Source organism: Aurantiacibacter sp. MUD61, assembly GCF_027912455.1.
Lineage (GTDB): Bacteria > Pseudomonadota > Alphaproteobacteria > Sphingomonadales > Sphingomonadaceae > Alteraurantiacibacter.
The window spans coordinates 740,239-764,427 of record NZ_CP115446.1 but is presented as its reverse complement, the minus strand read 5'-3'; the positions used below and the strand labels follow the sequence as shown (position 1 = coordinate 764,427).

Below are 24,189 nucleotides of genomic sequence, written 5' to 3'. Positions count from 1 at the left end.
GCCGATGGCGCACTTTCTCGATCTCTCGGATGCAGGCGGCAATGCCATAGCGGCCATGCTGGCCGATGCAATTGATCGTAAAGCTGCGCGCATAGGCAGACCTAAGGGCGGCCGCGATGCGGATGCGCCTTTGCAGGATCACGTGCTCGCCATGGTGTTCGAGAAAAGCTCCACTCGCACGCGGGTGAGCTTCGATATCGCGATGCGCCAATTGGGGGGGAGTGCGCTCATCCTCGATGCCGGAACATCGCAGCTCGGGCGTGGGGAGAGCATCGCTGACACTGCGCGTGTACTTAGCCGCATGGCCGATGCGATCATGGTTCGCACCGACGATCACGCCAAGATCGAGGAGATGGCGCGGCATGCCAGCGTGCCGGTAATCAACGGACTAACCGATCGCTCGCACCCGTGCCAGATCGTCGCCGACCTGCTGACGATCATCGAAAAAGGCAAGCCGTTGCCGGGCCTCGAAGTGGCATGGTTCGGCGATGGCAACAATGTGCTGCACTCCATTCTGGAGGCTGCCGCATTGATGAAGTTCAACGTCCGCGTGGCGACTCCCGCCGGTTTCGAGCCCGAAGCTGAATTCGTTGCGATGGCGCGCGATGCCGGTTCCTCGGTCACATTGACGCAGGATGCTGCAGAGGCTGCGCAGGGTGCGGATGTGTTGGTCACCGATACGTGGGTATCGATGGGGCAAGCCGATAGCGATGCGAAGCTCGCTGCCATGCAACCTTACCGGGTGAATGAGGAACTGATGGCCAAAGCCAAGCCCGATGCGATCTTCCTTCACTGCCTGCCCGCACATGTGGGTGACGAGGTGAGCGAAGATGTTTTCGAAGGGCCGCAGTCGGTGGTCTTCGATGAAGCGGAAAACCGCATTCACGCGCAGAAATCTATCTTGCTGTGGTGCTTCGACAAACTGGGCTGATCCCTTTGATTTGGCCCGATCCGCTCCCATATGGCGCGGATGGAAACTTCACACAGCCAGACATTTTCCGATCGCTTGCTCGGATTCACCATTCCTGATCGCGATTGTCGTGGACGCGCTGTTCGCCTTGGCCCGGTGCTCGATGAGATTTTGAGCGCTCACGATTATCCTGTCGCGCTGCGCCATTGTTTGTCGGAAGCACTGGTGCTTACCGCGCTGATGGGCGGTCTGCTCAAAGGCGAAGACGATCAGCTGACCATGCAGGCGCAAAGCGAAGGCGGCCTGGCCAATTTGCTCGTGTGCGATTACCGAAATGGCGAACTGCGCGGATACATCGAGCATGATCCGGCTCATTTCGCCGACGGCGGCGCGAGCGCCAATCTGGAGAAGCTCTTCGGCACAGGCCATCTCGCGATCACTTTCGACATCGCCAAAACGGGCAAGCGCTATCAGGGGATCGTTCCGCTCGAAGGCGAATCGCTTTCTGCTGCGGTAGAAAACTACTTTGCGCAGAGCGAACAGGTGCCGACGCGCATCCGCACGGCGATTTCCTCGGATTCCACGCGGACTATGGCGGCTGGCTTCCTCGTTCAGCATTTCCCCGATGGGGAAGAAGGCAGGGAGCGCCTGCACGTCCGCCTGGATCACCCGGAATGGGAGCATGTCTCGATCATGGCAGAGAGCCTCAGCCATGATGAATTGTCGGACGAAACACTTCCGCTCGAGGATCTGGTCTGGCGGCTTTACCATGAAGAACGCGAAGTCCGCGTGACACCCGGACACGCGCTGGCGAAGGGATGCCGCTGCACCGAAGCGCATTTCGAAGATGTCCTCGCACGCTTCCCGAAAGAGGACAGGCGTGAAATGGCCAACGATGACGGGATCATTCTTGTCGATTGTGCTTTTTGTTCAAAGGCTTTTGCCATTCAGGATTGATGACCCAACTTTATTGCGTCCGCACTGGTCGATGTGCGCGCAATTGGTGGTTCAGAATTCTTCTGGTATATGTGGGCATCTTAAAGGACCCCGGACATGCGTGTGCAATTCATGGCGAAACTTCTGATAGGCGGAGCGATAGCAGCGGCGACGATGGTGCCTGCCACCGCGCAGGCGCCGGAGCTCGCCATGTTGGATAGGCTTGAGCCGGGTAGCTGGACTTTGCGTATTCGAGACGGTGGCAGTTCCTCGCGCATCTGCGTGCGGACCGGGCGGGAATTTATTCAGATCCGTCATCGCCAGCCGGGCTGTGAGCAGTTCGTGGTGCAGGATGATCGCAATGAAGTGACCGTGCAGTACACTTGCCGTGGCAATGGCTATGGACGCACGACCATTCGCAGCGAAAGCAGTGAATTGGTGCAGATCCGCAGCCAGGGCATCCAGGGCGGCACGCCCTTTTCTATCGAGGGCGAGGCGCGCCGCACCGGAAGTTGCTGACCTCCTCGCTCTTGCTGTGAAGCAGCGAAATGCCTAGCTCGCTTCACATGAGCAACGACAACCCAATCGCCGCTATCCTGCTTTCGGGCGGGCTCGATTCCATGGTCAGCGCCGCCCTTGCGCGCGAGCAGGGCTTTCGCCTGCACTGTCTCACGATCAACTACGGGCAGCGCCATGTCAGGGAGCTCGAATCCGCCGAACGCATCGCTCAGGAATTGACGGCCGAGAGGCACGTCACCCTGTCGCTCGATCTGCGGCAATTCGGTGGTTCCGCACTGACTGCCGACATCGACGTGCCAAAAGGCGGAGTGGATGACAGCATTCCGGTCACCTACGTTCCCGCGCGTAATTTGCTGTTTCTGGCGATGACGACCGCCTTTGCTGAAAGCTCCGGCTCGAGCGATATCTTCATCGGCGTCAATGCACTCGATTATTCTGGCTATCCGGATTGCCGACCAGAATTTATCGAAAGCTTTGCCGAAACAGCTCGCCTAGGCACAAAACAGGGTGTGGAAGGCTCACCTTTCACCATCCACGCGCCGCTCCAGCATATGACCAAAGCCGATGTCGCGAGCGAATGCGCAAGGCTCGGCCTTGGTCCGGAATGGAGCTGGTCGTGCTATGATCCGACACCTGAAGGGCAGGCATGCGGTTTGTGCGATAGCTGCCGGTTGCGCCGCAAGGGCTTCGCGGAGGCGGGCGTTACGGATACGACCGCCTATGCGAATGACGCGGACTAGCTCCGCGTAACGAGGCCGCAAGCGACACGGCTTCCCGCTGCACCAGCCGGATCCGTGCGATAATCGTCGGGTCCTTCATGCACCACAAGGGCCGTACCATCGCTATCGAATAGCGCAGCCTCTACCGTGCTGCGGTCTCCGCGCAGGATCGTGCTCGTCGTCCCCGAACCGTCGCTGGCGATCGTCACATTGGGCAAATCGCCGAGGTGAGCGCCGCGCGGATTGAGCGTACCGTGCTGCTGACCGCCGGGATTGAGATGGCCGCCAGCCGATGTGAAATCATTCGCGCTGCAATTGCCCGTCGTGTGCAGGTGCACAGCGTGCAGGCCTGCGGTCAATCCGGTGAAAGACACGTTGATCGTCACTTCCTCTCCCAGCGAATACATCCGCGCAGTGCCGACCTGCTGGCCGGTCCGGTCCATGATGTTCGCCTCGGCAATCTGCGTCGCGGCCGCTTCGTAAGCGGTTGCACATCCGCTTAGCGAGAAAAGGGCGAGGGCTGGAACGGCGATCTGCTTGAGAATTGTCATGGCGAATATTCCCTTTGGAAGTGAGTTTACCCACCAACTCCCCATAACTGGCCTAGGTTCCTAGGCCGCGGGCAAGATCCCCGCAGTGACCAAAGCGGCAATCAGCGCACCGATCGCCGCGCGGGCCTCTGCATCCTGTGTACTTCCCCCGCTGGGCGCCGCGATAGTGGATGCATAACTCCACCCGTTCTCGAATCTCGCGTTGGCTGCCGCCGCAAGGTCATGGACGATCATGCCATGGGCTGGAGCTGCGAAAAGCCAATTGCCCGACTGAAAGCTCGCGATCGCGTCCTCGTGCCCAGCCCAATCGCCGCTCGGCGCAGAGCCGACAATCCAGCTTTTGCCTTCCGCGGGGGCGGTAGGCGGATCATTGGAAATCCCTTGGACTACTGGATGCAGCAGCATATCGAGCCGCGCCAGCGCCTCATTCACGAAAACCTCCTTTTGTGCCTGCGCGGCGAAAAGATTCGGGAGCGAGAAGCGTGGGGTGGTGGACGGAAAGGAAACAGCTTCAGTCATATGAGCCTCAGGGGATTGTGGTAAGGAAAAGCGGCAAGGAACGGGAGAATGTCCCGATCTGGCGGACCCAGACGACCGCGCCCGAATGGTCGGTTTGCAGATCGCCGACAGTCGCGGGATCGAGAGTGATCTGGTTCGCTGACGTGGTCCAGGTTTTGATCGGACTGTTCGAATTACCAACGCCGATTTCGTAGCTCTCGCGCTGTTCGACCAGAGGCACATCGACGGTGCCAGTCCATACCCAGGAGCCGCGCGCACGGCGCGTCCAGCATAGAGCCAAGCTGCCGTCCGGTTGCGGAGCGACACTGCCGTGGACGGGAATTAGCGGTCTCTGAGTAATGCCGATATTCGCAACGGGAGCTATGACAGGCGCCTCATCGGCCAGCCCGATCGCGGCCACCGCAAGCGATTGGCCAATGTGTGTATTGTCGAGCGGGATGGGCCGGTCGTCCAGTAAGACGAAAGCCGATCCCAAAGCATGGCCTGCGAGTGCCGCATGTTCGCTTCCCCCAATGCCTCGCAGGAATGTCGAAAGGCGCCAGCGTCCCGCACCGAGGTCTTCGGCGTCGGCAAATTGGACGATTTCCTCTCCGATCAATGCGCGATTGGTTCCGTTCACCAGCTCTTCCATCGTGCAGCTGGCAAGCGGGAGGTCCGGGCAGTCGAGCTGAACCTCGATCCGATTGTGCCGATCGATGAACGTGGGATCTGCAGACGCAAGATCTGTGACGATCTCGCCAGTAATGCTGCGGCGCGATCCGGTTGCTCCGAGTGGCGAGAGTGTTTCACCCTGTACCGCGTAGAGAGCCGCTCCGCTCCAACCGGGCGATATCGAGGATGCGGCTGCGTAAACGCGCCGTTGGTCGGATGCGCCCACGCCATCCCATGGCAGCTCATAGGCATTGAGCGAAGTGGCGGTGGCGATATTGTCGACCTGCTGCAGTGAGCGACCGGTGTCGGTGGTCGCGACCGCGCCCTTGCGCTGCGGCAGACGCACGAGCTCAAGCTCAATGCCCTGCTCACGCCATTCCCAGCTCTCGATTCGCCATTTCCCATTGCGGTTCGGCACAGAAACAATCTGGCCTGGCGAGAGAGCCGGATCGATTTCCGCAATCCGGTAAGCCATGCGATCCTGAGACCAGCGGGCGCGCTCGGCTGCATCATCGGCGAGCTTGCGCGCATTGGTGGCAAAGAGCGCTCCGGGAAATTCGATCAGGCGATTACGCCCCGGCGCAGCTCGCCCTCCGGCTCGCTGTAATCCTGTCTGAAAGTCGCGATCGATATCGTAATATCGAAGCCCAGCCGGGACGCGGCTGTCATCGAATTTGCGGCGTTCTGAACGCCCGCCCTGTGCGCCTTCGCCGGTCTCGTCGACGACAGGCTCGGGCAGAGCATGCACGGCAATGGTCTCCGGATCGCCGGTTGCGATTGCGAGCAGGTCACCTTCGGCATTGCTGGTGAGCGGGTATACGCGGTCGATGGAAGACAGCGTTTCGAGCAGCATGCCGCCCTCGTCCGAATATCCCTTCAGGCTTCCGAGAGGCCGATCTACGGAAAGCCCTCCGGCCACGGGGCTGAGGATATCTGCAAGCGCGACATCGTTCTCGTCCGCGAAAATCTCGAAAGTCAGGCTCGGTATCCGGTTGCCGAAATCTGCCAATTGCAGCTCGTCGAACACGCAATAGGCAAGGCCGCGATAGGCGGGGCACGCACTGCCTTCGGCGCTGGCGATAAGCGGATCGGGCTGCTGGTCGCCGTCACCATTATAGACGCGCAACTCGCCGCCGACCTTCAGGTCGCCTGCGGCACCTCGAAGCAGATTGCCATCCGCCCAGATGCGGCCAATGCGGTTGATCCGGCGGCTGGCGAGCGCCACGGCAAACGAGCCCGAGTAGGAAAATGTCGTGACACTCGGTTGGCCTTTGCCGCCGCTTTTCTCGCTCGTTTCCTTGAGATCGGTGGCCCAGATGATGGAACCCGCCACCCGCATCTTCCCGAAATGCCGCGGTATCGGTGCGCCATAGGATGAGGTGGTGACTTTCAACTCCTGCAGCCTTGGGCCTTCACGATCGGGTGGGCCGAAAATCATCGCATCGATCTGGCTGCCGATGATCGATCCGATAGTTGCTCCAATCGGGCCGCCAATAGCTGTGCCAGCGGCGGAAAGCACGAGAGTGGCCATAAAGGCTCCTTGATGTCAGGCGAAGCGCCAGCGGCCCAGCTCTCGCTGAGCGGGCACCTGGGGAGTTTTGACGACGCGTCGGAGGCCCGCATGAGCGTGGATCAATTGATGGTCGAGACTGACAAGAGCGAGGTGGAATTGCCCCGCTGAAGGCTTCATGAGCACCAGATCGCCAGCGCGCTCCTCGCCGAAAAACTCGCTGAAACCAGCCTCCGGCAAAAGCGGCATGAACGCTTCGATGCTCGCATTCCGCAAAGCGTATGCGGGTATTGGCGGAGGCGTTCGGCCGCTCGCGACAAGTGCGCAGTGGAGTAAGCCGATGCAATCCACGCCCGTCCTGGGATCCCGACCGCGCAACCTGAAAGGCGTTCCGATCAGCTCGTGCGCTGCTGCCGCAAGCGCGACGCCGTGATTATTCACGACGAGCTGGTGGGATAGCTGGCCAGCAAATCATTGCCGGGCAAGTGTGGCTCTCCGCGGAAATTGGCCGCGTTTCCAAAGCGGGAATTGCAAGTCGCCAGAGTGTGGTCACAACCTTCACGCAAGAAAGCGCGGGTTCCCGGCGTAACGTCGCTGGAGATGGGGCGGTCGAGGACAATGCCGTTCGCATCGGCGTCGATCACCTGCATGACCATTCCGGCATGAGGGCCATCGACCCATTTGACGTTGCCATGCAGCAGATGGACCGGACTAACAGCACCGCCGAAGCTCACACTGTTGTTTTCAATGTCGATGGAGCTGACCTTTAGGAGATGGGTAAAGCGCGCCGCATTCAATTGGCATGCCGCGTCGCAGAATTCTGCGCGGCAGGTGGGGCTGGTGCGCGCCACGACATCCACTTCAAGTCGCGCTTTTGCGGAGCGTAGCTCTGCTTCGAAAGTGCCGTCTCGTTGCGAAATCGCGCCAAGTTCGCCGTGAAATAGCGAGGTGTGCTCGAGCGTTTCCCAATCGACCAGACCGATGGAAATGCGTGCATTGTCATAGCGACCCTGCTCCATGTCCTCCGCCGATATCGAGTCATGCGCCAGCACGCCTTCGACCTCGACGCTGTCGCGCTCCAGCTGCGCCGTGCGCCTGATGGCAGAAGGGATCATGCCGGGCGCGGAGCGATAGCGGACGCTGTCGATCACCAGGTCGCGATTATGGCTGGTAAAGCCGAGACACACGCCGTCCCGCCGCTTGATGCTCCAATAGGTCGCGACACCTTCCAGATCTTTCGCAAAGAAGACATGATCGCTCATATGGCTTCACGCACTTCGATGAGCGCAACGGAAGGGGCATCACCTGCGGCGAAAGTTGCGCCGCTGATATCGAGGCGATCCTCTGCAAAACGCACGGGTACGTCGAAAAGGAAGCCTGCGCGGATTGCGGCGCCATCGGGTGGAGCATTGGTGAAAGTGATCTTGCCGCCGTCACCCAGCAGCCAATCGGTTTCGGCCACACCGTCCACGCTGATAAGGATCGTATCGGCGCGCGGGCGCGTGATATTGCGAAGCTGCGGCTCGTCGATCGCGCCATAGCTCTTGCGCAGCTGGAAGGTCGCAGTCAGGCCATCGCCCGTGCCGATCAGCTGGTCCAGCATGGAAGGCGAACCTGTCAGACCATTGCTGCTGAAATCGTAGGGATCGGAAAGCCTGAACCCGCGAGCAGGCCCGCGGCGCGCACGGAAAAACTCCAGCAGGACGCCCAGTTCCGCCTGCGAACGGATGCCCGGGCCGACATCGTAATTCAGCCGCGCATCGCTCCACTGGCTGTTGCGCCGCTCATGGCCCGATGCGGTGAGCGAGATCGAAGTCGAAAATTCGGGCGCCACCGACGCGTCACGCCCAAGCGCGAGCGGGTAGAGCACATCATCGAATGATTGCACGTCATTCTCCTCAACAGGCAATCGGACATATCCATCGCGAACGATCTGCGGCAGCGCCCACACAAAGGTGCGCGAAACGCCGCGGGCGATCGCTTCGTCCAGTCCGCTGTCGATCAGCGGCCAGAATGCTTCCGCATCAGCCGCATCGAGTACGAAGCCGGACATGTAGTGTTGTCGCTCGGCGGGGTAGCCAAGGGCATTGTCGAGACGGGCATAGGCCGAGCGGCGCAGGGCCTCCGCTCCGGCTGTTAGCCAGTCGTAATCCTCGACCTGCAGGATGTCGAAATGCGCCTCCCCCAATTCGGGGCCAATGTTCATGGCGGTGACCGCAGGGCGCTCCGGGTCGAGCAGGGTCGGCGTGAAGAGCAGGACATGCGTGACCGCTTGCTCGCCCCAAATCCCGGTAATCCGGTTGGCCATCGCCTGGACCGCGCTTCCCAGAGTAGTGGCCAGCCATTCGAGAAATCCGGTTTCATCGGTCGAGGTGAGATCGTCGATATGCGGCGGATTGGCGTAAATGCTTCGGACTCCCGAGCCATATACGCACGGCTCGCCATCGGCATTCACCCACCACCAGGGTTCGCCCACCTGGAACAGCGGCGGCAGGCCGGCTTCCGTCTGGAGACGCACGAAAGTCTCGGCGATGTCGCACAGATAGGCGATCCCGGCGGGATGGGCCGGATCGATAAGCGTCGACGGCGGCTCCCAGCCGGTCAGCGCGGGATTGCCCTGCCAGTCGCGTTGCTTCCAACCATTGCGGCAATGCTCTTCGAAAATTTCGAAGGACAAGGACACAATCGGGTCGAAACCCATGGTCTTGCACTGGGCGAGAAAGTCCTCATGCCAGAGACGACACGGGTCGCACAGGTCGGCAGCCGGAGGGATAAGCAAACGCCCGTCCCCAGTAGGGGCGAGCCGGAAATAATGGCTCATTCCCACATAGTGGATCAGCTGATCGCGATAGCCGAGATGCAGTGCATTGCGCAGCAATCGTGAGGGTGTCTGGTTGTAGCTATCGTCATAGGCGGTGGCGATGCCGACCTCATGAGGCGGCAGGATCGCATCGCCGATCGTCAGCATGGCATGTTCGCCATCGCAATTAATCTCGCTGAGTTCGATCCAGCCATTGGCGCGCTGAGGCAGCAGTCTGGTATCCGCCGGGTCATAACTCGTGGGCACGCAGGACAGGAACATCCGATCGATGTCGGAGGGGTGGACCAGCGCTCCTTCGGCGGCCCAGCCTTCGCGCAGGCCAGAGAAGGGAAGGCTGACCAGCGCATCTTCGGGCGATCCGCTGGCGTAGTTCCAGAGCCGCACGTACCAACTCCTATCCGCGCCATTTGCATCGCGCCCTTCGATCGTCAGCGTCGGCCCGTGCACCGCATCAAGAGGCAGGACGCCGGATGATCGCCAGCGGAAACTGAGTGTCGTTCGTGCGTAATCGCGATTGGTGTCATAGCTCAGCAGCGGATGATCGTAGCGGTCTTCGCTTTCCCAGATCAGGCCCGCGAGCGCGTCATGATGATGGAATTCGCAATCGACCCGCAGCGCATCCGGGGCTGTCGTGACGACGCTGGCCATCATCGGGCGGGGGAAATCGACAGTCCAGAACCGCGGATCGAAGCGCTGGATGAAGTCGGTATCCTGGCCTTCGCGTTTCTTCGCCAACCAATATGCCATGTCGGATACCCCTCAGTATTCTCTCATGGAGCGGGCGATGGCGCTCGCGACCTGGCGCGATGACCGCTTGAGCATCACCGGGCTTTGCGACCCGCGCGGCGTGTTGAGATTGATTGACACCCGCACGTCGCGGGCGCCGCCCATCGAACCGTTCGCTTCAACCCGCCCGGCACTCGTCGGCACGAACAGCTCTGGCCCTCTCTCGCCAACGACATAGGGCGTACCAGGCGAGACCGGCCCGCCGGTCGCGCGGCCCGGCATGCCGAGGAACGAGCCGAAAATGCCATTCAGGATGGAACCGAAATTGGTGCCGCCACCGAATGGCGACTGGCCGCCGAACATCGCTCCGATCCCGCTTTGCAGGGCTTGCGCGGCGATTTCGTTCATGGTTCGCAAGGCAATGGATTTCAGCTCGTCAAAGCCCAGCTTGCCGCGCCGGATGGCAGACAACAGGCTGCGCTCCAGCACATCGCCTGCCTTGGCAAATCCATCGAGCAGCGAGGTGTCGAGCGCCCCGCGCATGTCCTCTATGTCGGAGCGAAAGCCGCTGGTGCTCGCGCGCACCTCGACCATCAGGGTTTCGATTTCATCGTCCATTTTTGTCGCTTTCGATCATGTGCTCGATCTGGCTGCGGGTGATGCCGGGATCGGCTTCATTCGCTTCGTCGAGCAGGATGGCTGCCAGTTCTGCGGGCGTCGCACGCCAGAACCAGTGCGGGGGCCAGCCGAGCAGCCTGCCGCTTGCTCCCGCAAGCCGGCGTGCACTGTCGGCAAATTGCTTCGTCATTCGTTGCCTTGCAGGATCTGCGCGAGTAGTACGCGCAAGGGCGCTGTCGATTTCGCCAGGCCCAAAGCCATCACGGCCTCGCCCACATCGTCACGCGAAACTGTGCTGCGATCGGCCAGGCAGTGCCAGAAAAGGGCCGCGATTTCAGTGAGGCGTAGCTGGCCTTCGGATGCCCGCTCCACCAGCGCGAAAAGCGGGCCAAGTTCGTCCTCAGCCGCGACCAGCGCCGCAAAGCTCGGGCGCAGCAGGTGATCCTCGCCAGCAATGCGCAAAACCGCTTCACCGCGAACTGTGTTTGGACGCTCATCCTGAGCCTGTCTAAGGGTCATGCAGGCAGCACCGCGCCGGAGCTTTCGAGCTGCAGCGTGTAATTGCGCTCGCCATTGAAATCGCCCGCATAGTCCAGCCGCTGGACAAGGAAGCGGCCCTGCAGCTTCTGCCCGTCCTCAAAGGACAATTCGTAGTCTTCGATTGTCCCGGCAAGCGCATGGGCGCGGATGGCGGCTTCGGCATTGCTGCCAAGGAAAATTCCTGCCGCGCTGACCGAGACCGAGCGGACGCCAGCGCCCGACAGCAGGTCTCGCCAGCCACCCGATTCCTTATGCGTGACGACAACGGCATCGCCATTGATCGACATTTGCGTGGTCCTGAGGCCAGCGACGGTTTCATAGGCAGGGGGCTGCGCGCCATCCCCGATCTTGAGGAGGAAGGCAGAGCCTTTTTGGGCAGTCATATTGGGGTTCTCCAAGTGATGGGCTGGAAATTCCCCTCCCGCTTGCGGGAGGGGCTGGGGGTGGGCATGGGCCTGCAAGGGCCCACCCCGCTGCGACTAGGCTCCTTCGTCACCAAGTCGCGCTCCCCTCCCGCAAGCGGGAGGGGTCAGGCGGCAAGCAATCTGAAACGATATTCGAGCAGCACGGCTCGCGTATTGCGTGGGCGCTGTTCAGCGCGAGCGCGCAGGAACAAGGTGTTGATGATCCGGAAGCCAGGATGCGCGGCTGGTAGGGCCTCGATCCGGCTTTCGATTAGCGACACAAGCGATGCTGTTTCATCAGCTGCATCACCGCGGGTGTGCAGTTCGATCGCGATGCGCACCTCGCGGCCTTTTGTGCCTTTCATGCTCCAATCCGTGCTCGCGCTTGCGGCAATGCCGAGCCATGGAGGCGCGCTGCGGGATGGGGCTTCCTCGGCTACATCGTTCAGCGCGGCAGACAGCAGCGGGTCGCTCTCCAGCCACTCGACAAGGGCAGTCCTGAGTGTGCTTTCCATCATCAGATATCCCTGCTGGTGAGTGGCCAGAGCAGGCGCGGATCGCGCCAGCGAGATCCGTCCGCCACGCGGCGACGGGCACGGTTTTCGGCGTGAGCGAGGGCGACTAGCTTGGCGCGATTGGTCATGCGCTGGGCGAAGCCGATGTCCCGCCTCGTTTGCGGTTCGATGATGCGATCACCATGCGACGCCAGGGCTGCCACAGGGCCGAAACCGCGGCGGGGGGAGCGTTGGAACCGCTTTCATTACGCTCGCGATAGTGATGCGCGGCCAGCCGGATGATGCCATGACGAACCCCTTCGGGTAGGCTTTCCCAATCGGGAGCAAGTCCGGCGGTAAATCGCACCGCGATGCGAGTATCGGCAAAGGTGCGCAGCAGGTTTACCCGACCGCTGCCGTCGGCGAGGATGTCGAACAGATAGTCGCCGGGATTGACTGCGCCGCGTGTGCCGTCAGCCGCGATTGTCTCCAACGCGGTGATCGATTGCACGGGGCTGGTGGCAATCGAATGCCAGCCCCGGGTGGCGGGCACCACCTCTTCACACAGCGCCTCGATCGGCATGGCGCGGGTGAAGCTTTCGCAGGTGTCGAGACTGGCGCGCAGCAATGCGCTTAGCGCAGCATCGTCACGCGTGGTTGTGATCGCGAGCCATTCTTTCAGCTCATCAAGGGCCGCTAGTGGCAAGAATGCCGGCGCGACGGTTTGCCGCTTCATATGCGGTCTCCTTTTGGATGAAACAGGTAAGAACACGCCCGCTCCGCGAGCGGGAAGGGGGCTCCAGCGGAGCGGGCGTGCGGGGCAGCTAGCTTACGCCTGCCGCCCGGTTGAGGCGCCGGGGTTCAGCGTCCTCAAACTTCGATCTTCAGCAGTTTGATCGCCGAGCTATCGAGCACCTGGCCACCCACGCGCTTGGTGGCGTAGAAGTGGACGAAGGGCTTGTTGGTGAACGGATCGCGCAGCACCTGCGTGGCGCTGCGTTCGGCGATGATATAGCCCGCCTTGAAATTGCCGAATGCAATCGGGAAGGCATCTGCCGCGATGTCGGGCATGTCCTCGGCCTCGACCACCGGATAGCCGAGCAGGCGATCGGGCTGGCCTTCGACAAGGCCCGGCTGCCACAGGAAGGCACCATCGCTGGTCTTGAGCTTGCGCACCTCGCTGAGCGTGGCCGAATTCATCACCCAGCTCGCGCCCTGGCGATGCCCGGCCTTCATCGTGTGGACCAGGTCGATCAGGCGGCTTTCCGGATTGACATCGAAGCCCTGCGCATCTCCGCTGCCGATATATTGCAGTGAGCCGAAGGGACGCACCGCATCGCCTGCCAGCGAGGTTGGCGAGGAGAGGAAGCCGAGCGGCTGGTCCGTGCCATTGCCGCCGACGAAGGCGGACCCTTCGGCGCGGGCAAATTCCATCGCGACTTCGCTCGCCAGCCACGCTTCGAGGTCGAATGCCGCATCGTCCAGCATCGCCTGGCTTGCTGCCGGGTTGGCGTAGAGCTCGCCGGATGGTGGCGCGATTTCGGCGAATTCGGGTGCGTCTGTTTCGGGCCGGCCCGCAGTCTCGCCCACCCAGCCCGACGCCGTGCCGCCGGTGGTGATGAGCTTGCGATAGCCGGCGCTGCCCACCTGCACGACCTGTGCAAGGCTGCGAATGGGTGAGATTTCCTTCAGTTCGCTGGCGATCATCGCATCGATTTCACGCGGCACGGCATAGCCGCCATCCTGCGGCGTCGCGCCGGAGATCGACTTGATTTCCGCCTCACGCCCACGGCGCAGGTAGCCGTCGACGAAGCCTTTGACTTCGGGGCTGGCTTCGCTGGTGGCCGATGCGACTGGCCCAAGGATCGCGGGGCGCGATGCGGCCTTGCTCACCCGGTCGAGCCGCGCTTTCACTTCATCGACATCGCTGCGCAGCGTGGCGATTTTTTCGTCCGCAGCATCCTGCCGCGCGACAATGTCAAAGCTCTCGGCGAGCTGGTCGGTTTCGATCTGTACATCCATAGGGGTATTGGCCTTTCGGTTGGGGAGGGGGATTTCGGTCTCGAAGAGACCGCAAGCGCGAACGCGCGCCCGCAGCCGCCCCGCAGTGAAGCGAAGCGAAACGAAGGGATTCAGGCGAGGAAAGCCTAAGGGGCCGGATGGCCTCGCCGGCGCGTGAGGCTAAACAAGCAAATGGACACGCGCAGTGGGCTGCAGGGGGTGGGAAACGAGGCTCACTTCGAACAGGTCGATGTCGTGCAGCACGCGGCCGTCGCCGGTGCGTTCGTATCCGCGGGCGCGGTAGCCGAAGCTGAGGCCGCTCACGCGTTTGGCCAGGAGATCGGCGACAGCGCGGCTCTCCGGATTGTCGATGCTGGCGATGACGCGCAGCCCGCGAGTGTCCTCCTCGGCAAGTTGCACAGTGCCGATGCGCTGGTCTGGGTTGTGTTGCCAGTAGAGCGGGATCGGCTCTGTGCGTTTGGTCAGGGACTTGGCGAAAGCACCGGCGACGATCGTATCCTTCGCGCCATCGGCAATGTCGAACAGCGCGGCGTATCCGGCGATCTTCATTGCACGATCTCGCCAACGCCGAGCCGCACCGCGATGCCGATCAGCAGCAGCGCACCGATGACTTTCACGATCCAGTCCACCGCAGCCTTCCATGCAGAGGCCTTGGCTGTTCGCCACGCGCCTAGGAGGTCGCGCAATTCATCGAGATCGCCGGGCGCATCGTCATCGCCGAGGCCCAGCTTCTCGACGGCGCGGCGTGCGCCGACTTCGCTGGCTTCCTCGACAATGGCGCGCAATGTGATGAGGTCTGTGCCGTTACCCTGAGCTTGAGCCATCAGCGCGGCGAGCATGTCTTCGCGGTTCATTGCTTTGCTCCATCGTCAAGGCCGAGCAGCGCGCGCTTTTCGGCAGGTTCAAGGAAAGTGGCCTCGCTCACCTGCTTCCACAGCCGCTCGCGGTCTTCGGAAAGAGCGGGCACGCGGTCGAGATCGACGACCAGCTTCGCCTGCGGGAACCACGGCGACAGGCCCTCGGAAAGGCCCGACAGGATCTTCCCCGCGAGCGGCAGCAGCGTAAGCCGCCACAGCGCGCGATTGGCCTCGCGGTAATTGGCGTAGGTATTGTCTCCCGGCAGGCCGAGCAGCATAGGCGGCACCCCGAAGGCGAGCGCAATGTCGCGCGCGGCGGCGGCCTTCAGCTCGGCGAAATCCATGTCGGCAGGAGAAAGCGAGAGGCTCTGCCATTTGAGCCCGCCTTCGAGCAGCATCGGACGCCCGGCATTGCCGCCGCCTTGGTAGGCCTGCGCCAGCTCGGCCTTCAGCCGCTCGAACTGGTCGGTGGTCAGCCCTGCCGTGTCCGCCCCGCCATCATAGACGAGCGCGCCGGAAGGCCGCGCCGCATTCTCCAGCAGCGCGCGGTTCCAGCTCGCCGCGGCATTGTGGATGGCCACCGCCTGTTCGGCTGCTGACAAGCATCCCGCACCATAGTGATCGTCCGCCGGATGGAAGCTCTTCAGATGGATGACGCTAGGCCAGCCATCCCCATCCTCCACCGGCATTTCCAGCGTGCGGTCATTGAGCTTGTAGCGATAGGCGCGCGGCCAGCCATCCTCGCCCGGCACGACGGACACCCGCTCGGGCCGCAGCGCAAACAGCTCGACCGGCTTGCCCGAGCCATCGCGGGCGACCTGCACGAAGCCATTGCCATGCAGCAGCAGATGCGCGGCGAGCGTTTCGAGCAGCGACTGCCCGGCGCTGGTCGCCTGCACCAGCGCGAGCAGGTCCGGCGCATCGGACTGCACCGGAGCGCCGCCCACTCCCTCCGCCACGATCCGCACGGCACGTTGTGCCACCGGATTGTCGACGAAGGCGTGACGGACGGAATCCCGATACGAAAATGGCGGCTTCGCGCCGCCATTTTCAAAGGTCCATCCCCAGGGTGACTGAAAGCTGCGCGCCAAAGGCACACGGGCCCCGCCACCGCCTTTAAAGGCGGTGCGGAGCTGGTCGAATATTTTCATGATTGTCTCGCTATATTTGTCGCCCACCACCACACTGCCGTGGCAATCGCGTCCTTCGACAAGCTCAGGACGAACGGAATGGAGCAAATCTGGTTGGTAACTTCTCCGTCATTCCCGCGAAGGCGGGAATCCCGCTTGACCACTTGCCTCGGCCAAGAAAGCTGGACCCCCGCCTTCGCGGGGGTGACGGAATTTGGTGATGTGTTAAGGCTTCATCATGTCAGACCATTCGCGTCAAAAGGTCTTCCATCTGCTCGCAAGCCTGTCAGTGCTGTGTTCCCTGACAATGCTGGCATTGGCGAAATGGGTCGGCTTTCAGGCATTCTTCCCTGTGGTGCCAATCAATTGGCTGCTGTTCATGGCAACAGGATACTTCGCTTTCCCAAAAGGAAAATTCCGGTTCGGCCAGCGCATGACGGGTAAGAATAACCTGATATTCACGGTGGTAATGCTGACCTTCACGACCTGTGGCTTGATAGCGTTTGCCATCAGCCGCCCGGATTTCTGACGTCAGTCACAACCCCCACACCCTAGGCCGCCCCCGCCGCCCCAGCACCAACTCCGTCAGCGCCCACACCAGCGCATCCGCGCGATCCGGCGAGCGACCCGGGCCTTCGTAGCCACCGCCGGTCATGATCCCGCAGAGCTGGTCTTCCAGCTTAGGCAAATGCCCGACATGCGCCACGCGGCCACTCTCGTACAAAGCGGCGACCGGTTCGGCGCGCGCCACCTTGCCGCGGCTCGCATGGACCAGTTTCACCGGCATCATGCAGTCCGCTGCGCGCAAGACGCTGGCGACCATATCGCCGCCTTGGTTGGCTTCGGCGACCACGCGGTCGGCTTTCCATTTGCGCAATGTCACCGCCACCCGCCGGGCCCAGGCCTCGGGGCTGGGCTTGGTGAGCGAAGCGTCTTCCAGAACATAGGCCTTGCCCTCCGCATCGATCCCCGCAACCACGATGCCGCATTCATCGCCTCGTGAAGATGCTGGCGGATCGACGCCGACGACAATGCGCACCATGCTTTCCAGCGTTGCGGGCACCCGGCATTCCTCGAGCAGCAATCGGCTCCACAGTGCACCTTCGACATCGGCCAGCAGCTCGCCTTCCAGCTCCTGCCGACCGAGCGAAGAGCCGCCATATTGCCGCTTCATCGCTGCGAGGAATTCTGCAGGCAGGTTCTCGGCATTGTCGTAGGAGCTACCGCGTGTCACGACGATGTCGGGATCGCTTCCATCGCTGATGAGCCTGCGCATGAGCGGGACTGCACGCGGCGTGGTGGTCGCCAGCACCTGCGGATGTTCGCCAAGCCGCAGGCCCATTTGCAAATTGTCCCACGCGGTGAGTGCCCGTTCGCCGGCATTTTCCCATTTCGCGATCTCGTCGCACCAGGCGTGCGAATGTTGAGGTCCTCTCAGGCTCTCCGGCTCACCTGCGGAATACAGAGTCGCCTGCGCCCCGCTGGGCCAAGTCAGGCGGCGCAAGGATGGTTCGAAAAAGGGTCGGTCTTCGCTTCCTTCGCAGCATACCAAAATGCCGCTTTCGCCTTCCACCATGACCGCGCGCGCTTCCCCGATGGACCGGGCGACGAGGGCGATACGTGCCTCGTCGTGCTCCTCTGCGATATGGCGCACCCATTCCGCTCCGGCACGCGTCTTGCCGAAACCGCGCCCGGCGCAGATCAGCCAGAGCCGCCAATGCGCGGAGGGCGGCATTTGTTCGGCGCGCGCCCATAGCGGCCAGTAGCTTTCCAGAAGGTCGTTTTCGTCATCGCTCAGCTCGCCGAGGAATTTCTGGCGGCGGTCGGTATTCAAACGGAAGAGTGCCGCGCCGCGCTCAATTGCGGTCATGCGCCTTGCTCTCCGCTTGCCCGGCTCTCCACTGGCTCATCAGCTTCCAGCAATTTGTCGGCCGCGGCGCGTCGCTCGCGCATCTTGTCGAGCTTTGCATTCAGGCTGGCGAGCACGGTTGCGCGGTCCCGCTTGCCACGGCGCGCTTTCTCCCGCGCGGCACTTTCCTTGTGTGCGGCGAGCAAACGCAGCGCATTGGGAATGTCGAACTTCGCATCGCCCGGCGCGGTGCCAAAACGCAGCCTTTCGAGCGTCTCCATCTCGAGATGCTCGTAACCTTCAAGGAGCGCGGCGCCCCATTTCTGGCGGAATTCGGGATTTTCCCTGCGGTGCTTGTAGACATAGGATGTCATCGCTCCGCACTTCGCCGCCGCCTTCGTGACATTGGATGTCTCCGCCAACTCTTCGAGGAAGATGAATTTCCAATTCTGGGGGAGGTTCTGGTGCTTCTGCTCTTTCCTCGGCTTTACTCTTTTCGCCATGCGTTCGATCCCGTTTTCCTGGCTCGTCCTGCGCTGCGCATCGGGCACGAAAAAGGGCGGCTCCCCTGCGGGACCGCCCTTCAAGACTTCGTGCTGCCGACTCGCTCTATCGCGATGTTCCGTTTCTCTAACCAAAGAGTGTCACGATGTCAATATAAAAGTGCCATATAGGTTATTTTGTTGGACTAGCGGGGCGCTTGCCTGACCGGCGCGGGTGGCATAGAGGCGGCAAAACTCTTCGGCGGGAAATTGACCTTATGATGCGTCTGCTGCGCGGGCTCTACGAATGGACGATGGAGAAGGCGGCCCATCCCAAGGCGGAATGGTGGCTGGCGTTTTTCTGCTTCATCGAGTCGAGCTTCTTCCCGATCCCGCCGCATCCGTTGCTGGGCCTGATGTGCCTGGCAGAACCGAAAAAGGCGATCCGCTTTGCCCTGATCGCGACCGTCTCCTCGGTGCTCGGTGCGCTGTTCGGCTATGCGATCGGCTTCTTCCTGTACGAAACCGTCGGCACGTGGATGCTCGGTGTGCTGGGGCTGACCGAGAGCTTCCCCGTCGCCGCCTGCTATATCAACGAACAGGGCGCGGCAGCGGTATTCCTCGCGGCCGGAACGCCGATCCCGTTCAAGCTGATGACGATTACCGCAGGCTTCATCGGGATGAACCTTCTGACGTTCATCCTGGCATCCATTGCCGGTCGGGCGCTGATCTTCATGGTGGTGGGCGTTTTGTTCCGGGTGTTCGGCGCACCGATCAAAGCCTTCATCGACAATTACCTCGGCTGGGTAACCACTGCCTTCGTCGTGCTGGTGGTGGGCGGCTTCCTGATCATCACCCAACTGGGCGGTAACGATGATGCTGCGGACGCTGACGAACACCGCTGTAATAGCGTGACGTCGCTGGAGCAGATCTAACGCCGGATGTCCGCGCAATCGGAGAGGAAGCTTCGGCGCGCCCTCTCCGATTGATCGAATACGATCACATCATCATGGTGACGGTCGCGACAGAAGTCGTGGCGACAATGGAAAGCAGCGACACGAAAGCGGTCACGGTCCCGGCCAGAGTGGTGACGGCACTGCGATCGGCATAGAGATCGGTGGCGGCGATGGTGGCGGTGTTGGTCATGTGAATTCTCCTTTTGCTGTTGAACTGCGGGAGAATTCGCGAGGGCCATCCGATCGGTTACGCCCGCCCTATGCGCAAAAACCGATCACGGTAATCGCCTGGCCACGATGAGCGACCAGGCAATGAGCCAACCGGCAATCAATTTTCGAACTCGGTCTGGAGCGTGATTTCCGCCGTAAGCAGCTTTGAAATCGGACAGCCCGCCTTCGCCTCGGCAGCCAGATCTTCGAATTTCGCCTGATCGAGCCCGGGTACCTTGCCCTTCGTGGACAGCGCGGACTTCGTCACGGTGAAGCCATCGTCACCCTTTTCCAGAGTCACCTCGCACGAAGTCGTGAGAGTGCCGTCTTCATGCCCTGCCTCAGCCAGCTTGAAGCTCAGCGCCATGGTGAAGCAGCTTGCATGGGCAGCCGCGACCAATTCTTCGGGGTTTGTGCCGGCTTCATCTTCGAACCGCGTCTGGAAACCATAGGGCTGCGCGGAAAGTGCGCCGGAGCCGGTCGACACATGGCCCTTGCCGCCTTTGCCAAGACCTTCGTAAGTTGCGCTACCGGTATTCGTCGTTTTCATGGGAAATCTCCTTTCCCACCTAACGCACTACCGGCATTTCGGTGCCGAGAGATTACTGCCCTTCGACCCGGAATATTTCACCATCCGCATCGACGAGGAAAAAGTGATCGCTGCCTCGGCCCATCACGATGGCCACAAGCTCATCGATTGTCCCGACATCCGGCACAAAATCCTCTGTCCGGTCTTCAATCACCTCGGCACTATGCGAAAAGCCATCGGAAAAGCGTGACCGATTTACAGTGAAAATAGAGCCATCGACATCGCCAAAAACATAACTGCGTCCAAGCTCCTCGAAGAAATTTGTATCGTTGAGCAGGCCGGCAACAACGCCAGCGCCCTGCGCGCGGTCGTCGCCAATTCTGTAAACGATATTGGCCCCATTCACGACCGCAGGCGGCGACGTGCGTTGAGCCTGAACGCCTTCGTAAAACGGCCAGCCGAAATCGAGTGGTTGCCAGTCGCGGTTGAAATAGGTGAGCTCGTGAAAACCTGCCGAGCCACGATCCGCGAAGATAAGATAGGCCGAAGCTGCACTGAACCCACCCGGGTTCTGAATGCCATCACCATACAGGCGCGGCCTCAGAACCATCGTATCGCCTCTCGGCAAAGTGGCGCCGGCATAGGGGTTATAATAATTTACGCGATACAACTTGCCGTAGGGAGATGACGAGTCCTGTGCGAGATTTCCCGAGGGATCTCCGATAGCGATGTACAACTCGCCCTGTGATGCAATCGAAGCGGTTACTGGTGCGCTCCAAGGGTCGCCAAGCCGGAACTGGTCATACTTCCCGCGCGCTTCGTTGAAGGATTGGGCGTAGAGACCCAAAACCGGGCTGTGGGTGACGATATAGACACCCTCCTGATAGGGTTGCCCCGGAAACCCGTAGGAAACGGCGAGAATCTCGCCTTCGTAGCGGCGATCCCTAATGTAGGTGTCTTCCGTCACATCGCCGGTAATGGGGTTCACGCGGAGGACGCGGCCCATTTCATCGGCAATGAGCAATTCTTCCTCATTGTGAATGAAGTTTGCCGCGACGATGCGAGAGAGCCCGCTTACAACGCGGGTCACCACGATGCCTTCGCGGTCGTTCGTCACTGCTACCGACAAGTTCAGATCGGTCGATTCGCCTGCTGCAGTGGCGCGGAGCGTAACCTCGTAGACGTTGTTGCGATCAGCATCGATCGGCAGATCGTAATTCGGAGCTGTATTGAACCGCAGTCGTCCGCCGTCTTCGAGGACGAATTTGTCTGCATCCCGGCCCGAATACAAGGTTATGGAAACAGGATCGTTCTGTGGGTCTGTTGCCGTTGCGGTATAGAACGCATCCGCCGTATTTTCCGCAACGCTTGCACTGCCAGCCGAGGTGAAACGCGGCTTCGTCAGAACGGGAGCGCCTGCAGCGCCTCCGTTGTTGTTGCTGCTGCTACTGCCGCCACCACCGCAACTGCCGAGAACAAGCGCAAACGACAAAACGATTGCGCGCGAAACACCTGACTTCATGAAAACGCCCCTCTTGATGCTCGTAGAGCTAATTTAAAAAGAGCGTCTAAACAACCGCTTGGTTAAATGATCCCAACAGCCTTTCCGGCGTTTTCGAACATCTGCAAGATCGTCTCGACCTCTTCGCTCGAATGCTCGGCGCAAAGCGAACAGCGCAGCAGCGTCATGTTTGCAGGCGTGGCAGGCGGCCGGGCGAGATTGACGTAGAGGCCTTCCTCAAGAAGCGCGCTCCACATCGCCGCGCCCTTTTCCAAATCGGGCATGATCACCGCGATAATCGCGCTTTCCGGCTCTTCCGTGCCGAGCTTGAAGCCCATCTCGGTGAGGCCGCTGTGCAATCGCTTGGAATTCTCCCAAAGGTGGCCGCGCTTGTTCGAGGCATGCATGAGCTTGCGGATCGAAGTTGCGGCGGTTGCGACCACGCTGGGCGGCAGCGAAGCGGTGAAAACATAGGGGCGGCAGACCAGCCGCATGATGTCGAATTTGGGGTGGTTCGACACGCAGAAGCCGCCGACGGTCCCGACGCTCTTGGAGAAGGTTCCGATGATGAAATCGCAATCGTCGATGACGCCTGCCTCTTCACAAACACCGCGGCCGTTTTCGCCGATAAAGCCCATCGAGTGCGCCTCATCGACCAGCACCATCGCGCCGTTTTCCTTGGCGACTTTCACCATATCCTTCAGCGGTGCGACATCGCCCAGCATGGAATAGACGCCCTCGAGGATGACGAGCTTTCCTGCACCTTCAGGGATCCGCTTGAGGCGCTTTTCCATCGCTTCGATGTCATTGTGCTTGAAAGGCACGACTTCGGCATTGCCCATCGCGCAGCCATCCCAGATGCTGGCGTGGCTATCGATGTCGAGCACGATGTAATCGCCTTTGCCCGCGATCGTGGAAATGATCCCAAGATTGGCGAGATAGCCGGTCGAGAAAACCATCGCGTGTTCCATGTCGTAGAACTCGCGCAGCGCCTCTTCGCATTCCTTGTGGCCTTGGAAGGTTCCGTTGAGAACCCGGCTGCCGGTGGTGCCGGAACCGAAGTCGTCAAGCGCCTGCTTTCCGGCCTCGAGCACGTCCGGATCGAAGGTCATCCCCATGTAATTATATGTGCCGAGAAGGATTGTGTCGCGCCCGTTGCAAATGGCGCGGGTGGGCGAAAGCACCTTTTCCATAACAAGCGAGAACGGGTCCTGAACGCCGCTGGAAAGCAGATTGCGCCGCAGTTCAATCGTATCGTCGAATTTCGAAAACAGGTCCTTCGGCCCGCCTTCAAGGGTCTCCGGCTTGTCGGGTTGCATAATGCCTTCGCTCATAATGGATCAGGCCTCTGTCATTTTGGCGACGGCATCCACAAGCTGGCCGTAAGTCTCGATTTCGGCCTGCTGGTTCATCGAGATGATGATTTCGAACTCGTCCTCGATCGCGGCGACGAAATCCATCACCGTCAAACTGTCGAATTCCAGATCCCCGGCAAAAGTCGTCGAATCGGTGATGGCGACATCCTTCTTGTTGAAGGGCTCGATGATCGAGCGGATGCGGGTATCGATTTCGGCACGGTCCATGAACGGTCCTATCTAGAAAAAAGTCTGCGCCTGCCGCAATGACAGGCCAATATGCGCGGCAAAGCTTGCGCGGTGTTGCTTGTCAAGCGCGCGGGGTGGTGGCAGCGTTCCCATGCTGTTGCACGACACGTGCCCAAGGGGGGAGCGCATGGCGGATAAATCTCTGAGGCAAAACGATAGTTCGGGAACAAGCGGCCATGGGACTGCTGCTTCCTTCAGCCCGAATGCGGTGCATATGCTGCGTACGGTGCAGAACAATACGCTGATGCTCTCACAAATGGCGGATCAGAAAGCATCCATCCTTATGGGCGCGACTTTCCTGGTCTTTTCGATTTGCGTCAGCCGATCGCTGACCGGCGAATTGCCGTGGTCGCTCGGCATCCTCGCGCTGTTTGCCTTCCTCAGTTCCATGCTGGCAGTGCTTGCGGTGCTTCCGTCCGTGTCGCGCCCGCGTGGTAAGGTGGCAGACAATCCCCTCTTCTTCGGACATTTCACGGCGATGGACGAAGGGGAATGGACTGGCAGCGTGCTGGAAAAGCTTGAGGCCGATGAAACCGTGTTTCGGGCCATGCTTCACGACATCTATCAGAATGGGCAGGTCCTGCAGCGGCGCAAATACCGCTATCTTGGCTATGCCTACAGGGCGTTCATTGTCGGCTTGATCGTGACGCTGGTGGTCTTCGGGATCGAATTCAGCGCCAATGTCTGACCACGCTCAATGCGCAGGTGCAGTATCCTCGGCCGCGTCGACCAGGCCTTTTACCGCAGCCATGAACGGGCCGATACTGACCGGCTTCGACAAATAGCCTTCCGCGCCGGATTCGCGGATGCGCTCCTCATCGCCCTTGCCGGCATAGGCGGTGACTGCGAGCACGGGCACGGATGCCAGATCGCTATCGGATTTCAGCAATGCAATCAGATCGAGGCCGGACACGTCCTGTAGTTGAATGTCCATCACCACCAGGTTTGGAAAGAAGGCGCGGGCGCGTTCGATTGCCTGATGACCATCGGCAACAGGCTCGACAGCAAAGCCGCCCGCCTGCAGGACATCGCAGAAAAGTTTTCGATTCAGATCGTTGTCCTCGACAACGAGGATTCTCTTCGTCATTGCGCCCCCGAATGCATCCATCATAGGTAGCGAATTGCTACTCT

Annotated in this window: 32 protein-coding genes; 7 read left to right on the top strand and 25 right to left on the bottom strand. The window is 60.9% G+C overall.

All coding sequences use genetic code 11. The features are described 5' to 3' along the window. The first annotated feature begins 4 nt into the window (after positions 1-4). From argF to queC, 4 genes are all read left to right on the top strand, one after another. Entirely contained in the window at positions 5-931 is a 927-nt protein-coding gene (gene argF / locus O2N64_RS03680; protein ID WP_271078933.1) for an ornithine carbamoyltransferase, read from the top strand. Positions 932-970: 39 nt separating this feature from the next. Continuing rightward, on the top strand, positions 971-1,867 hold the full coding sequence (gene hslO / locus O2N64_RS03675; RefSeq protein ID WP_271078932.1) for an Hsp33 family molecular chaperone HslO: 897 nt from the start codon (positions 971-973) through the stop codon (positions 1,865-1,867). A 96-nt stretch (positions 1,868-1,963) separates the two neighbouring features. Then, positions 1,964-2,365 carry a DUF3617 domain-containing protein gene (locus O2N64_RS03670; RefSeq protein WP_271078931.1) on the top strand — a complete coding sequence of 134 codons (402 nt, stop codon included), beginning with the start codon at positions 1,964-1,966 and terminating at the stop codon, positions 2,363-2,365. A 47-nt stretch (positions 2,366-2,412) separates the two neighbouring features. After that, positions 2,413-3,105, top strand: a complete 693-nt coding sequence (queC, locus tag O2N64_RS03665; RefSeq protein WP_271078930.1) for a 7-cyano-7-deazaguanine synthase QueC — start codon at positions 2,413-2,415, stop codon at positions 3,103-3,105. Here queC and O2N64_RS03660 read toward each other — a convergent pair. The 17 genes from O2N64_RS03660 to O2N64_RS03580 all read right to left on the bottom strand — a co-directional run bounded on the left by O2N64_RS03660 (position 3,102) and on the right by O2N64_RS03580 (position 15,948). After that, positions 3,102-3,635: a superoxide dismutase family protein gene (locus O2N64_RS03660; RefSeq protein ID WP_271078929.1), complete on the bottom strand. Its 534-nt coding sequence runs from the start codon at positions 3,633-3,635 to the stop codon at positions 3,102-3,104. The two genes, queC and O2N64_RS03660, sit on opposite strands and share 4 nt — an antisense overlap. A 60-nt stretch (positions 3,636-3,695) precedes the next feature. Next, the gene (locus tag O2N64_RS03655) at positions 3,696-4,154 is read right to left on the bottom strand and encodes a DUF2793 domain-containing protein (protein ID WP_271078928.1); all 459 of its coding nucleotides are present in this window, start codon (positions 4,152-4,154) and stop codon (positions 3,696-3,698) included. Between the two features lie 7 nt (positions 4,155-4,161). Continuing rightward, positions 4,162-6,336 (bottom strand): phage tail protein, encoded by a 2,175-nt coding sequence (locus O2N64_RS03650; RefSeq protein WP_271078927.1) that lies wholly within the window; start codon positions 6,334-6,336, stop codon positions 4,162-4,164. A gap of 15 nt (positions 6,337-6,351) precedes the next feature. After that, positions 6,352-6,564: a hypothetical protein gene (locus O2N64_RS03645; protein ID WP_271078926.1), complete on the bottom strand. Its 213-nt coding sequence runs from the start codon at positions 6,562-6,564 to the stop codon at positions 6,352-6,354. 188 nt (positions 6,565-6,752) lie between these two features. Continuing rightward, positions 6,753-7,577, bottom strand: coding sequence for a DUF2163 domain-containing protein (locus O2N64_RS03640; protein WP_271078925.1), 825 nt, complete (start codon positions 7,575-7,577; stop codon positions 6,753-6,755). Next, the gene (locus O2N64_RS03635; protein WP_271078924.1) at positions 7,574-9,883 is read right to left on the bottom strand and encodes a DUF2460 domain-containing protein; all 2,310 of its coding nucleotides are present in this window, start codon (positions 9,881-9,883) and stop codon (positions 7,574-7,576) included. The genes O2N64_RS03640 and O2N64_RS03635 overlap by 4 nt, the downstream gene beginning before the upstream one ends. 12 nt (positions 9,884-9,895) lie before the next feature. Beyond that, positions 9,896-10,480, bottom strand: coding sequence for a tail tape measure protein (locus O2N64_RS03630; RefSeq protein ID WP_271078923.1), 585 nt, complete (start codon positions 10,478-10,480; stop codon positions 9,896-9,898). Next, positions 10,470-10,670: a phage tail assembly chaperone gene (locus tag O2N64_RS03625; RefSeq protein WP_271078922.1), complete on the bottom strand. Its 201-nt coding sequence runs from the start codon at positions 10,668-10,670 to the stop codon at positions 10,470-10,472. Before O2N64_RS03625 ends, O2N64_RS03630 begins: the two co-directional genes overlap by 11 nt. Further along, positions 10,667-10,999 carry a gene transfer agent family protein gene (locus tag O2N64_RS03620; RefSeq protein WP_271078921.1) on the bottom strand — a complete coding sequence of 111 codons (333 nt, stop codon included), beginning with the start codon at positions 10,997-10,999 and terminating at the stop codon, positions 10,667-10,669. Before O2N64_RS03620 ends, O2N64_RS03625 begins: the two co-directional genes overlap by 4 nt. After that, on the bottom strand, positions 10,996-11,403 hold the full coding sequence (locus O2N64_RS03615; RefSeq protein ID WP_271078920.1) for a phage major tail protein, TP901-1 family: 408 nt from the start codon (positions 11,401-11,403) through the stop codon (positions 10,996-10,998). Before O2N64_RS03615 ends, O2N64_RS03620 begins: the two co-directional genes overlap by 4 nt. A 146-nt stretch (positions 11,404-11,549) precedes the next feature. After that, on the bottom strand, positions 11,550-11,942 hold the full coding sequence (locus tag O2N64_RS03610; RefSeq protein WP_333781574.1) for a DUF3168 domain-containing protein: 393 nt from the start codon (positions 11,940-11,942) through the stop codon (positions 11,550-11,552). After that, complete coding sequence (locus tag O2N64_RS03605; protein ID WP_271078919.1) at positions 11,942-12,067, bottom strand: hypothetical protein; 126 nt, start codon at positions 12,065-12,067, stop codon at positions 11,942-11,944. Before O2N64_RS03605 ends, O2N64_RS03610 begins: the two co-directional genes overlap by 1 nt. Continuing rightward, a complete protein-coding gene (locus O2N64_RS03600) occupies positions 12,064-12,654 on the bottom strand; it encodes a head-tail connector protein (protein ID WP_271078918.1) in 591 nt (196 codons plus the stop codon). The genes O2N64_RS03605 and O2N64_RS03600 overlap by 4 nt, the downstream gene beginning before the upstream one ends. Before the next feature lie 134 nt (positions 12,655-12,788). After that, complete coding sequence (locus O2N64_RS03595; protein ID WP_271078917.1) at positions 12,789-13,940, bottom strand: phage major capsid protein; 1,152 nt, start codon at positions 13,938-13,940, stop codon at positions 12,789-12,791. 159 nt (positions 13,941-14,099) lie between these two features. After that, positions 14,100-14,489 (bottom strand): HK97 family phage prohead protease, encoded by a 390-nt coding sequence (locus tag O2N64_RS03590; RefSeq protein ID WP_271078916.1) that lies wholly within the window; start codon positions 14,487-14,489, stop codon positions 14,100-14,102. Then, positions 14,486-14,794 carry a DUF6127 family protein gene (locus O2N64_RS03585; protein ID WP_271078915.1) on the bottom strand — a complete coding sequence of 103 codons (309 nt, stop codon included), beginning with the start codon at positions 14,792-14,794 and terminating at the stop codon, positions 14,486-14,488. The genes O2N64_RS03590 and O2N64_RS03585 overlap by 4 nt, the downstream gene beginning before the upstream one ends. Further along, positions 14,791-15,948 carry a phage portal protein gene (locus O2N64_RS03580; protein ID WP_271079598.1) on the bottom strand — a complete coding sequence of 386 codons (1,158 nt, stop codon included), beginning with the start codon at positions 15,946-15,948 and terminating at the stop codon, positions 14,791-14,793. Before O2N64_RS03580 ends, O2N64_RS03585 begins: the two co-directional genes overlap by 4 nt. Positions 15,949-16,165: 217 nt before the next feature. On the opposite strand from O2N64_RS03580, the gene O2N64_RS03575 reads away from it, so the two are divergent. Next, a complete protein-coding gene (locus tag O2N64_RS03575; RefSeq protein WP_271078914.1) occupies positions 16,166-16,456 on the top strand; it encodes a hypothetical protein in 291 nt (96 codons plus the stop codon). 6 nt (positions 16,457-16,462) lie between these two features. On the opposite strand, the gene O2N64_RS03570 is transcribed toward O2N64_RS03575, so the two are convergent. Together O2N64_RS03570 and O2N64_RS03565 are read right to left on the bottom strand one after the other, a co-directional pair. Beyond that, positions 16,463-17,797 carry a DNA-packaging protein gene (locus O2N64_RS03570; protein WP_271078913.1) on the bottom strand — a complete coding sequence of 445 codons (1,335 nt, stop codon included), beginning with the start codon at positions 17,795-17,797 and terminating at the stop codon, positions 16,463-16,465. Beyond that, positions 17,794-18,327 carry a hypothetical protein gene (locus O2N64_RS03565; RefSeq protein WP_271078912.1) on the bottom strand — a complete coding sequence of 178 codons (534 nt, stop codon included), beginning with the start codon at positions 18,325-18,327 and terminating at the stop codon, positions 17,794-17,796. The genes O2N64_RS03570 and O2N64_RS03565 overlap by 4 nt, the downstream gene beginning before the upstream one ends. A 212-nt stretch (positions 18,328-18,539) precedes the next feature. On the opposite strand from O2N64_RS03565, the gene O2N64_RS03560 reads away from it, so the two are divergent. Further along, complete coding sequence (locus O2N64_RS03560; protein ID WP_271079597.1) at positions 18,540-19,193, top strand: YqaA family protein; 654 nt, start codon at positions 18,540-18,542, stop codon at positions 19,191-19,193. Positions 19,194-19,257: 64 nt separating this feature from the next. Here the strand turns inward: O2N64_RS03560 and O2N64_RS03555 are convergent, their stop codons facing one another. The 5 genes from O2N64_RS03555 to O2N64_RS03535 form a co-directional block, all read right to left on the bottom strand. Beyond that, positions 19,258-19,404: a hypothetical protein gene (locus tag O2N64_RS03555; RefSeq protein ID WP_271078911.1), complete on the bottom strand. Its 147-nt coding sequence runs from the start codon at positions 19,402-19,404 to the stop codon at positions 19,258-19,260. 138 nt (positions 19,405-19,542) lie between these two features. Continuing rightward, positions 19,543-19,974 (bottom strand): OsmC family protein, encoded by a 432-nt coding sequence (locus tag O2N64_RS03550; protein WP_271078910.1) that lies wholly within the window; start codon positions 19,972-19,974, stop codon positions 19,543-19,545. 52 nt (positions 19,975-20,026) lie between these two features. Continuing rightward, a complete protein-coding gene (locus O2N64_RS03545; RefSeq protein ID WP_271078909.1) occupies positions 20,027-21,475 on the bottom strand; it encodes a hypothetical protein in 1,449 nt (482 codons plus the stop codon). 62 nt (positions 21,476-21,537) lie between these two features. After that, positions 21,538-22,788, bottom strand: a complete 1,251-nt coding sequence (gene spt / locus O2N64_RS03540; protein ID WP_271078908.1) for a serine palmitoyltransferase — start codon at positions 22,786-22,788, stop codon at positions 21,538-21,540. A gap of 6 nt (positions 22,789-22,794) precedes the next feature. Then, on the bottom strand, positions 22,795-23,037 hold the full coding sequence (locus O2N64_RS03535) for an acyl carrier protein (RefSeq protein ID WP_271078907.1): 243 nt from the start codon (positions 23,035-23,037) through the stop codon (positions 22,795-22,797). Positions 23,038-23,185: 148 nt separating this feature from the next. On the opposite strand from O2N64_RS03535, the gene O2N64_RS03530 reads away from it, so the two are divergent. After that, the gene (locus O2N64_RS03530) at positions 23,186-23,746 is read left to right on the top strand and encodes a Pycsar system effector family protein (protein WP_271078906.1); all 561 of its coding nucleotides are present in this window, start codon (positions 23,186-23,188) and stop codon (positions 23,744-23,746) included. A 6-nt stretch (positions 23,747-23,752) separates the two neighbouring features. On the opposite strand, the gene O2N64_RS03525 is transcribed toward O2N64_RS03530, so the two are convergent. Continuing rightward, complete coding sequence (locus O2N64_RS03525; RefSeq protein ID WP_271078905.1) at positions 23,753-24,145, bottom strand: response regulator; 393 nt, start codon at positions 24,143-24,145, stop codon at positions 23,753-23,755. Between the last annotated feature and the right edge of the window lie 44 nt (positions 24,146-24,189).

Bases quoted from the DNA above. Each gene is read 5' to 3' on its own strand.
- O2N64_RS03535 (WP_271078907.1), bottom strand. From the start codon at position 23,037: ATGGACCGTGCCGAAATCGATACCCGCATCCGCTCGATCATCGAGCCC.
- O2N64_RS03620 (WP_271078921.1), bottom strand. From the start codon at position 10,999: ATGACCCTTAGACAGGCTCAGGATGAGCGTCCAAACACAGTTCGCGGT.
- O2N64_RS03625 (WP_271078922.1), bottom strand. From the start codon at position 10,670: ATGACGAAGCAATTTGCCGACAGTGCACGCCGGCTTGCGGGAGCAAGC.
- O2N64_RS03605 (WP_271078919.1), bottom strand. From the start codon at position 12,067: ATGACCAATCGCGCCAAGCTAGTCGCCCTCGCTCACGCCGAAAACCGT.
- hslO (WP_271078932.1), top strand. From the start codon at position 971: ATGGAAACTTCACACAGCCAGACATTTTCCGATCGCTTGCTCGGATTC.
- O2N64_RS03640 (WP_271078925.1), bottom strand. From the start codon at position 7,577: ATGAGCGATCATGTCTTCTTTGCGAAAGATCTGGAAGGTGTCGCGACC.
- O2N64_RS03525 (WP_271078905.1), bottom strand. From the start codon at position 24,145: ATGACGAAGAGAATCCTCGTTGTCGAGGACAACGATCTGAATCGAAAA.
- O2N64_RS03550 (WP_271078910.1), bottom strand. From the start codon at position 19,974: ATGAAAACGACGAATACCGGTAGCGCAACTTACGAAGGTCTTGGCAAA.
- O2N64_RS03660 (WP_271078929.1), bottom strand. From the start codon at position 3,635: ATGACAATTCTCAAGCAGATCGCCGTTCCAGCCCTCGCCCTTTTCTCG.
- O2N64_RS03655 (WP_271078928.1), bottom strand. From the start codon at position 4,154: ATGACTGAAGCTGTTTCCTTTCCGTCCACCACCCCACGCTTCTCGCTC.
- O2N64_RS03635 (WP_271078924.1), bottom strand. From the start codon at position 9,883: ATGGCATATTGGTTGGCGAAGAAACGCGAAGGCCAGGATACCGACTTC.
- O2N64_RS03570 (WP_271078913.1), bottom strand. From the start codon at position 17,797: ATGACCGCAATTGAGCGCGGCGCGGCACTCTTCCGTTTGAATACCGAC.
- argF (WP_271078933.1), top strand. From the start codon at position 5: ATGGCGCACTTTCTCGATCTCTCGGATGCAGGCGGCAATGCCATAGCG.
- O2N64_RS03585 (WP_271078915.1), bottom strand. From the start codon at position 14,794: ATGAACCGCGAAGACATGCTCGCCGCGCTGATGGCTCAAGCTCAGGGT.
- O2N64_RS03580 (WP_271079598.1), bottom strand. From the start codon at position 15,948: ATGAAAATATTCGACCAGCTCCGCACCGCCTTTAAAGGCGGTGGCGGG.
- O2N64_RS03530 (WP_271078906.1), top strand. From the start codon at position 23,186: ATGGCGGATAAATCTCTGAGGCAAAACGATAGTTCGGGAACAAGCGGC.
- O2N64_RS03610 (WP_333781574.1), bottom strand. From the start codon at position 11,942: ATGATGGAAAGCACACTCAGGACTGCCCTTGTCGAGTGGCTGGAGAGC.
- O2N64_RS03590 (WP_271078916.1), bottom strand. From the start codon at position 14,489: ATGAAGATCGCCGGATACGCCGCGCTGTTCGACATTGCCGATGGCGCG.
- O2N64_RS03630 (WP_271078923.1), bottom strand. From the start codon at position 10,480: ATGGACGATGAAATCGAAACCCTGATGGTCGAGGTGCGCGCGAGCACC.
- O2N64_RS03595 (WP_271078917.1), bottom strand. From the start codon at position 13,940: ATGGATGTACAGATCGAAACCGACCAGCTCGCCGAGAGCTTTGACATT.
- O2N64_RS03545 (WP_271078909.1), bottom strand. From the start codon at position 21,475: ATGAAGTCAGGTGTTTCGCGCGCAATCGTTTTGTCGTTTGCGCTTGTT.
- O2N64_RS03615 (WP_271078920.1), bottom strand. From the start codon at position 11,403: ATGACTGCCCAAAAAGGCTCTGCCTTCCTCCTCAAGATCGGGGATGGC.
- O2N64_RS03670 (WP_271078931.1), top strand. From the start codon at position 1,964: ATGCGTGTGCAATTCATGGCGAAACTTCTGATAGGCGGAGCGATAGCA.
- O2N64_RS03645 (WP_271078926.1), bottom strand. From the start codon at position 6,564: ATGCCGCTTTTGCCGGAGGCTGGTTTCAGCGAGTTTTTCGGCGAGGAG.
- O2N64_RS03650 (WP_271078927.1), bottom strand. From the start codon at position 6,336: ATGGCCACTCTCGTGCTTTCCGCCGCTGGCACAGCTATTGGCGGCCCG.
- O2N64_RS03575 (WP_271078914.1), top strand. From the start codon at position 16,166: ATGTCAGACCATTCGCGTCAAAAGGTCTTCCATCTGCTCGCAAGCCTG.
- spt (WP_271078908.1), bottom strand. From the start codon at position 22,788: ATGAGCGAAGGCATTATGCAACCCGACAAGCCGGAGACCCTTGAAGGC.
- O2N64_RS03600 (WP_271078918.1), bottom strand. From the start codon at position 12,654: ATGAAGCGGCAAACCGTCGCGCCGGCATTCTTGCCACTAGCGGCCCTT.
- O2N64_RS03555 (WP_271078911.1), bottom strand. From the start codon at position 19,404: ATGACCAACACCGCCACCATCGCCGCCACCGATCTCTATGCCGATCGC.
- O2N64_RS03560 (WP_271079597.1), top strand. From the start codon at position 18,540: ATGCGTCTGCTGCGCGGGCTCTACGAATGGACGATGGAGAAGGCGGCC.
- queC (WP_271078930.1), top strand. From the start codon at position 2,413: ATGAGCAACGACAACCCAATCGCCGCTATCCTGCTTTCGGGCGGGCTC.